The 7,919-nt window shown below is 75.9% G+C and carries 4 protein-coding genes; 2 read left to right on the forward strand and 2 right to left on the reverse strand.

The genetic code is table 11. The features are described 5' to 3' along the window. Positions 1 to 8: 8 nt before the first annotated feature. On the forward strand, positions 9 to 578 hold the full coding sequence (locus tag ABH925_RS07820) for an HNH endonuclease (RefSeq protein WP_370146361.1): 570 nt from the start codon (positions 9 to 11) through the stop codon (positions 576 to 578). Positions 579 to 711: 133 nt separating this feature from the next. Here the strand turns inward: ABH925_RS07820 and ABH925_RS07825 are convergent, their stop codons facing one another. Together ABH925_RS07825 and ABH925_RS07830 are read right to left on the reverse strand one after the other, a co-directional pair. After that, positions 712 to 1,080 (reverse strand): YrdB family protein, encoded by a 369-nt coding sequence (locus ABH925_RS07825; RefSeq protein WP_370146362.1) that lies wholly within the window; start codon positions 1,078 to 1,080, stop codon positions 712 to 714. Further along, positions 1,077 to 5,321: a beta-N-acetylglucosaminidase domain-containing protein gene (locus ABH925_RS07830; protein ID WP_370146363.1), complete on the reverse strand. Its 4,245-nt coding sequence runs from the start codon at positions 5,319 to 5,321 to the stop codon at positions 1,077 to 1,079. The genes ABH925_RS07825 and ABH925_RS07830 overlap by 4 nt, the downstream gene beginning before the upstream one ends. A gap of 318 nt (positions 5,322 to 5,639) precedes the next feature. Between ABH925_RS07830 and malQ the strand changes: the two genes are divergently transcribed. Continuing rightward, a complete protein-coding gene (gene malQ, locus ABH925_RS07835; RefSeq protein ID WP_370146364.1) occupies positions 5,640 to 7,832 on the forward strand; it encodes a 4-alpha-glucanotransferase in 2,193 nt (730 codons plus the stop codon). The last annotated feature ends 87 nt before the right edge of the window (positions 7,833 to 7,919 follow it).

Consider the following 7,919-nt stretch of genomic DNA (forward strand, 5'->3'; position numbering starts at 1 on the left):
AGGCCTTCGTGCCACATGTCCTGGTCCTCAACGCGTCGTACGAGCCACTCGGCGTCGTATCGATGCGCCGCGCCCTCGTTCTGGTCCTCGACAAGAAGGCGGTAAGCCTTGAGGACTCCGGGGAATTCATGCATAGCGCCACCAGCGCCCTCGCGGCGCCGTCCGTCGTCCGTCTGACCCGCTTCGTGCGGGTCCCTTTTCGTGGTCCCGTCCCGCTGACCCGTCGGGCACTCTTCGCCCGCGACGGCGGGCGGTGCGTGTACTGCGGTGGCGTCGCAACCAGCGTCGACCACGTGGTGCCGCGCAGTCGTGGCGGTCAGCACCGCTGGGACAACGTGGTGGCGGCCTGCCGCCGCTGCAACCACGTCAAGGCCGACCGTCATCTCTCCGACCTCGGGTGGCGCATGAAGCGTCCCCCGGCCCCGCCCTCCGGCCTCGCCTGGCGGATCATCGGGACCGGTCACCGGGATCCCCGGTGGCGCCCCTACCTGGAGCCCTACGGCTCCCGGGAGGAGGTCTCCCACGTCGCCCCCGACGTCCCTCCAGGCCAGGCCCCGGTCGAACGCATGTCCGCCTAGGGCCCGAGTCCGACCCGGCACGGCACCGCACGGCGACCACCGCACACCGCCCTCCGCCCCGCCCCAGCGGGCAACGGAGGGCGGTGTGGTGTCCGCGGGCCCTGGTGGGTCGGAGTTGCCGGACCTCCCGGGGTCAGGCCCGGCGGGTGTGCACCAGGGCCTCGCGGTCCGCGGTGGCGAGAGCGGTGTTGAGCGCGGCGACGATCGCGAAGGCGATGCCCAGCGCGTGATGGCCCACGGCGTAGACGCAGAGCGCCGCACCGCCGAACACCGCGGCCTTGAGCAGCATCACCCAGAACAGCGGCACCTTGAAAGTGGCCCGGGGCGCGCAGAACAGCCCCCACAGGGTGATGGCCGCCGCCGGGGTGCCCAGCCCCAGCAGCAGGTGGACCGGCACCCCGCTTCCGGTCCTGAAGCCCCACCAGGTCATCGAGCCGAAGGCGGCCAGCTCCAGCAGGAAGGCGAGCAGTTCGTTGGCGGCGTGCAGGGGCTTGGGTATCACCCGAGTGCTCCAGCGGTCGGCGTGGGCCCGGGCGCGGCCGGGGTCGAGGAAGCGCCGGGGGCAGGGGTGGTGCCGGGTGACGGCACGGCCGGCGGTGTGGCCGGCGTGCCGGGGGCCGGGGTCGCGGGGGCGGTCGGCGCGGCCGTCCCGGTACCTGCTGCCGGCGTGCCCGCCGTGCCGGCTCCGCCGCCCACGATCGCATAGAGCTCGATGCCGTACAGCGAATAGCCGAAATGGGTGGCCCGCTGCAGCCCGTGGATCCGGACGAAGCGCACCTCGGGCGCGTTGAAGTGCACCGTCTCGTCGCCGCCCTGACCGTCCAGCACGGTCGCGGCGGTGCTCCAGGTCACCCCGTCGACCGAGGTCTCGATCCGGTACTGCGCGGCGTACGCGCTGTGCCAGTGCAGCACCGCCCGGCCCACCGAGACGGGCTGGGCCAGCTTCAGCTGCACCCAGGCGTCGTCGGTCCAGGGCGAGGACCAGCGGGTGGTCGGATCCCCGTCGTTGACCTTCGCCGCGGAGTACGCCGGGCTCAGGTCGGCCGAGGAACTGGCGGTGGCCGACAGCGCCAGGTCCGGACCGCCGGTGCGCGGGTACACCCGGACCTGGACGGACTGGCTGACGACGTGTCCGTTCGCGGTGAAGCTGACCGGCACGGTGTAGCTGCCGGGAGCGGTGCCCGGCGCGGCCGCGAAGCGGAGCGGGGCCGCCAGCAGGCCTCCGCGCGGCAGCGCCACGGTGGCCGGGGCGCTGACGGTGAGACCCTTGGCCGTCGCCGGGGCCTGCGCCCGGAGGGTGCCGGAAGCACCGGTCACGCCCAGTGCCTGCAGCTCGCCGGTCAGCACCTCCGGATCGCCGCCGGCCTCCAGGTCCACGCTCTGCTGCGGCAGCTGCAGGTCCGCCACCGGGCTGTCCGCGTACCAGGGCACCACCTGGTAGACCACCGGCGGCGGACCGCCGGCCGCCCAGTCCAGCCGGACCTGGTCCGCCGACGCCTTCGGGTCGACCGGCAACTCGGTGTAGCCGGGACGCAGCGCGCCGATCCGCACCCAGCCCCTGCCCGCCTGGTGCACCTCGACCGAGCCCTGCGAGGCCACCGCGGGGTCGGTGAACACCACCACCCGGTCCAGCGGCCCCGGCTGGCCCAGCGCCACCGTCAGCGCGTCGCCGGCCTGCGGCGGGGCGACCGCGCGGTAGGGGCTGCCCAGGTCGCCGTCGACCACGTTCGAGGCGGGCGAGTCCGGCTCGCCGACCGGGCCGCCGGTGACCGTCGAGGGCGCCGACCGGGGCGCGGTGACGGTGAACTCGCGGACCGCGACCGCGCCCGGCTGGGTCCTGGTGGCGCGCAGCCGCACGTACCGGGCGACCACGCCGGACGGCAGCGTCGCGACCACGGTCTTCTTCCCGTGGTACGTGGCGATGCGGGTCCAGCCGCCGACGCCGGTGGAGTACTCCAGCACCGCGTCGTGCAGGTAGTCGTCGGCGGCAACGGCCGCGCTGCCGGACCCGTCGGCGGTCGAGCCGTCAGTCGTCGAGCCGTCCGTGGACGAGACGTCCGTGGACGAGGTGTCGGCGGTCGTGCTGCCGGCGCCGGAGCCCATGGTGACCCTGATTCCGCCCACCGGCTCCGCGCTGCCGAGGTCCACGCCCACCGAGTCGCCGACCCGGGGCGGCTCGTCGCTCCAGTAGAAAGTGCTCGGGTCGCCGTCGACCATCAGCGCCGGATCGTGGTCCTGCGCGGTGCCCATGGTGGTGGTCGGCGTCACCGGGGTGCCGCCGAGCCCGGCCCAGCTGTCCGCCGCCGCCAGCGCCTGCTTCAGGAACGGGTCCAGCACGCCCGCGCCGACGGTCACGGTGGCCTGGCCCAGCTGCTGCACCAGCCGCCGCAGCCGAACCTGGTGCGCCCAGGCCGTCGCACCCGCGTCGGCCGCGCCGGAGCGCTGCGCGGTGAGCATGTCCACGGCCTGCTGTCCCGCCTGACCGTAGCCGGACAGCTGGGCCAGCCAGGCGGCGTCCTCGGCGCCCAGGGCACCGCCGTCCTCCGGGGCCAGCCCGGCCGCGGCCAGCGTCGCCGGGGCCTGGGCCATGGTGCCGAAAGCGGCGCGCAGCGCGGCCGCGGCCGAGGCGGCGGCCGCGCCGCCCTGCCCCTGGGCGGCCCAGAACGCGGCGATCAGCGGGCGCAGGTACGCGGACTCCGGCTCCCCCTCGGTCGACCGACGGCCGGTCTCGCCGGGCTGCCCCGGCTGCCCCTGCGGTGCGGACGCGCTGTTCCCGGCCAGCGCGGCCAGTGCCGCGGCGGCCGCCGGCTGCCCCGCGGCCAGGTCGGCGGCCGCCGCCTGCCAGGAGGACGCCTCGTCGTAGCCGTCGGGGTTCCAGGCGAAGTCGGCGGCGGTGAACAGCGGGATCCGCGCGGCCACCGGCTGCTGCAGGGAGTTGACCAGCAGCGCCGCCGAGCCGGTGGCCACCGTCGTGTCCCGGCCCTGGTAGGGGCCGAGGTAGAGGCGGTCCGGGGTGGAGTCGTTGGCCAGCGCGTTGTCCTGGACCACCAGCGGGTGGCCGAAGGCCTTCTGCGCGGCGGAGACCTGGTCGTCGGTGATCGTGCTCGGCTGCACCCCCACGCCGGTCCAGGCCACCCGTACCGAGGGGTCGAGCGCCTTCGCCAGCGCGGTCCGGTAGGGGGTGGCGCCGGACTGGTAGTACTCGGTGGGCAGCACCGACAGCGGACCGCTGCCGGGGTGGGCGGCCACGAAGCGCTTCAGCACCAGGGCGACCAGGTCGCTCTGGGCGCGCGCGGTCGCGGCCGGGCCGGTGCCGTAGTGGATCCGGTCGGCGGTGCAGTGCCAGTGGGTGAAGCTGGAGTCCTGGAACTGCAGCTGGAACGAGCGCACGCCCAGGCCCCAGAGCGACTCCAGCTTGGCGATCAGCGCGTCCTGGTCGGCACTGCCGGTGAAGCAGACCGACCCGCCGACGGCGAGGCCGTAGCCGAAGGTCACGTGGTTCAGCGCGGCCTCCCGCGTCAGCGCGGCCAGCTGGGCCGCCTGCCCGGCCGGGTACGCGTCGCGCCAGCGGGAGCTGCGGAACGGGTCGTCGCCGGGGGCGTAGAGGAAGTAGTTCTGCTTGGTGCGCCCCAGGAAGTCCAGCTGCGCCAGGGTCTGCCCGGTGGTCCACGGGGTGCCGTAGAAGGCCTCCTCGGTGCCGCGCACCGGGGTCGTCGGCCAGTCCCTGACCAGGGCCCCGGGCAGGGTCGCCGCACCGGCGGCCGTCCGCTGCAGCAACTGCCGCAGCGACTGCGCGGCGTTGAAGGTGCCCGCCGCGTCGACCCCGGCCAGCACCACCACCCCGGACCCGGCCGGCTGCTTCGCGGCGGAGGCCGTCGCGGCGGACGGGGTCGCGGTGGACGGCGTCGCGGCGGCCGGCGGGGGCCCGCCCACCGGATGCCCGCCCACCGTCAGCTGCGAGGCAGCCGGCGGCTGACCCACCGGCAGCTGACCCACCGCCAGGACGTACCCGCCGGAGGGGAGCCCGGCGGGGGTCAGCGGCGACTCGGTGCCACCCGCCGCGGCGATCCCGCGCAGGGCGCGGTCGGTCGCCCCGCCGGCCCCCTCGGCCAGCCCGCCCAGGTACACCGTCAGACTCCCCGGCGCGGGCGCCGGCTCCACCGGCGTCACCACGACCTGCCGCGCCCCGGCGGCGCCCAGCAGTGCCCGCACGGCCCGCAGCGCCCCGGGATCGGCCTTCGCCGTGGCCACCACGGTCACCCGGGCCGGGACCGGCACCGCACTGCCGTACGCCTGCTCCGACTGCGGCCGCGGAAAGATCTGCGGCAGCGCGGCCTGCCCCGCCGCTCCGGACTGTCCCGCCTGTGCGGACTGTCCCGCCTGCCCCGCCTGTCCCGTCGTCACCTGACCCGGTCGGCCCGGCGCCGCCGCCGTGGCCGTCTGCGCACCCGTCACCAGCCCGCCCACCACGGCCGCCACCGTCAGCGCCGCGGTCGCCCGCAGCGCCACGCCGCGCCGCCGCGCCCCGTCGCGAGCCCGCGCCAGCAGCGGTTCGGTGCCCTTGACCGCGGCGATCCAGCGGTCCGCGGTCTCCGGCGCCAGCCGCCGCGCGGTACGGGCCGCGGTACGCCGGGCACCCGCCACGGCGGGGGAGTGGACCACCGACTGCAGCGCCGCGCTCTGGTCCAGGTGCCGGCGCAGCCCGCTGCCGACGGTGGCGGGAAGTGAGGGCCGGTGCTCCACGCGGACTCCTTGGGTACTGGTGCCTGCGATCCAGGGCCTGGCGGCCGCGGGGGCTCGGTCGGGTCGAGAGGCAAGACCATCAGAAGGGCGTGTTCACTGTCAACGAGAGTGCGGACCCCGGTGTGATGCCCGGTGTGATGCCCGGTGTGATGCCCGATCTGACCGGGATCCTCCCGGGCGGTCCGTGAACCGGCGTCAGCTGTCCGGAACGGCCGTCGCGACACTCCCCGGTCTGGTGTCCAAGTGCCCTCTGAAACGGGTAAGAAGGACTCTGTTCCGAGTTCCGCCGACGACACCCCGACGCGCCGAGGAGCCCACGTGGCCACAGCAGCCCGCCCAACCCCCTCCTCGTCGGACGGCACGCCGGCCCCGCCGGTCCTGCTCGAACTCGCGCGGGCGCACCACGTGGACACCCAGTTCGACAGCCACCGGGGGCCGGTCGCGGTCCCGCCGGACACCCTGGTCGCCGTACTCGCCTCGCTCGACGTCGACGCCTCCACCGAGACCCTGGCCCGCGAGGCGCTGGAGCACCTGCTGCACCGCACCGAGTCCCGGCTGCTGCCGCGCTGCGTGGTCACCCGGGCCGGCCAGCGGCTCGACCTCTCCGTCCCGGCGCGTACCGAGGTCTGGATCGACCTGGAGCACGGTGGCTCACTCACCGTCACCCACGGCCGTGTCCCGGACGACCTGCCGCCCGGACGGCACACCCTGTGCGCCAGACCCAACGACGGCCTCGGCGACCGCGCCGCCGCCGTCCCGCTGATCGTCTCCCCGACCCGGCTGCCCGGCCTGCGGCAGCGCAGCTGGGGCTTCCTGGCCCAGCTCTACTCCGTGCTCTCGCAGCGCTCCTGGGGCATGGGCGATCTGGGCGACCTCACCGACCTGGGCCAGTGGGCCGGGCACACCCACGGCGCCGGGTTCATCCAGGTCAACCCGCTGCACGCGGGCCTGCCCGCGAGCCCCGGGCAGGCCAGTGACCCGTCGCCGTACCGTCCGTCCTCGCGCCGTTTCGCCGACCCGGTGCACCTGCGCGTCGAGGCCGTGCCCGAGTACCCCTACCTGGACGCCGCCGCCCACGCCCGGGTCTCCGCCCTGGCCCAGCGCGGTGCGGCGCTGCGTGACGCGGTGCTGCTCAACGACGGACTCGTCGACCGCGACGCCACCTGGACACTCAAGCACGAGGCACTGACAGTGCTGCACACCGTCCCGCGCAGCCCCGGACGCGAGGCCGCCTACCAGGCCTTTCTGCGCCGCGAGGGCAAGCCGCTGGACGACTACGCGATCTGGTGCGCCCTGGCCGAGGAGCACGGCACCGGCTGGCGCTCCTGGCCGGCCGGCCTGCGCGACCCCGGCAGCGCGGCGGTGCGCCGTGCCGCCGACGAGCTCTCCGCGCGGGTCGAGTTCCACCGCTGGCTGGCCTGGCTGGTCGACGAGCAGCTCGGCGCCGCCCAGAGCAGCGCCCGTACCGCCGGGATGACGGTGGGTCTGATCCACGACCTCGCGGTCGGCTGCCACCCCGAGGGCGCGGACGCCTGGGCGCTGCAGAACTGCCTGGCCACCGGCATCTCGGTGGGCGCCCCGCCGGACGCCTTCAACGCCCGGGGCCAGGACTGGGGCCTGCCGCCGTGGCGTCCGGACACCCTCGCCGACGTGGGCTACGCCCCGTACGCGGCGCTGCTGCGCGGCGTGGTCCGGCATGCCGGCGCGCTGCGGATCGACCATGTGATGGGCCTGTTCCGGCTCTGGTGGGTGCCGGAGGGCCGCCCGCCGACCGAGGGCACCTATGTTCGCTACGACCACGAGGCGATGCTGGGCGTGCTGGCCCTGGAGGCGCAGCGGGCCGGCACCGCGGTGATCGGCGAGGACCTGGGCACGGTCGAACCGGGGGTCCGCGAGGAGCTCGCCGACCGGGGCATCCTGGGCACCTCGGTGCTCTGGTTCGAACGCGACTACGACGCCAAGGGGGACTCCGAGGACGCGGACGGCGGTGGCAGCCCGCTGCCCCCGGACCGCTGGCGCAAGCAGTGCCTCGCCACCCTCACCACCCACGACCTGCCCAGCACGGCGGCCCGCCTCAGCGGCGAGCACGTGGAACTCCGGCACCGCCTGGGCCTGCTGGCCCGCCCGCTGGCCGAGGAGCAGGCCGAGGCCGAGGCGGACGTCGAGGAGTGGCTGGGCGAACTCGCCCGCGAGGGCCTGCTCTCGGTCTCCCCGTACGGGGAGGGCCCGGCGGCGGACGCGCCGGAGACCGGCAGCGGGGACGCCCTGCCGGACGCGGTCGCCGCCCTGCACCGCTACCTGCTGCGCACGCCGGCCGAGTTGGTCGGCGTCTGGCTCCCGGACGCGCTGGGCGACCCGCGCCCGCAGAACCTGCCGGGGACCTCCAGCGAGTACCCCAACTGGCGCCTCCCCCTGGCCGACGCCACCGGCCACCCCGCCTCCCTGGAGCAGCTCACCGCGTCCCCGCGCACCACCGCTCTCGCGGCAGTTCTCAACGAACTCCAGCCATAGAGCAGGGGCGGGGGGGGGGGGGGGGGGGCCCCCCCCCCCCACCCCCCGGGGGGGGGGGGGGGGGGGCCGCCCCCCCCCCGGCGTGGG

Origin of the sequence: Streptacidiphilus sp. EB129, from assembly GCF_041262645.1 — a bacterium.
Lineage (GTDB): Bacteria > Actinomycetota > Actinomycetes > Streptomycetales > Streptomycetaceae > Streptacidiphilus.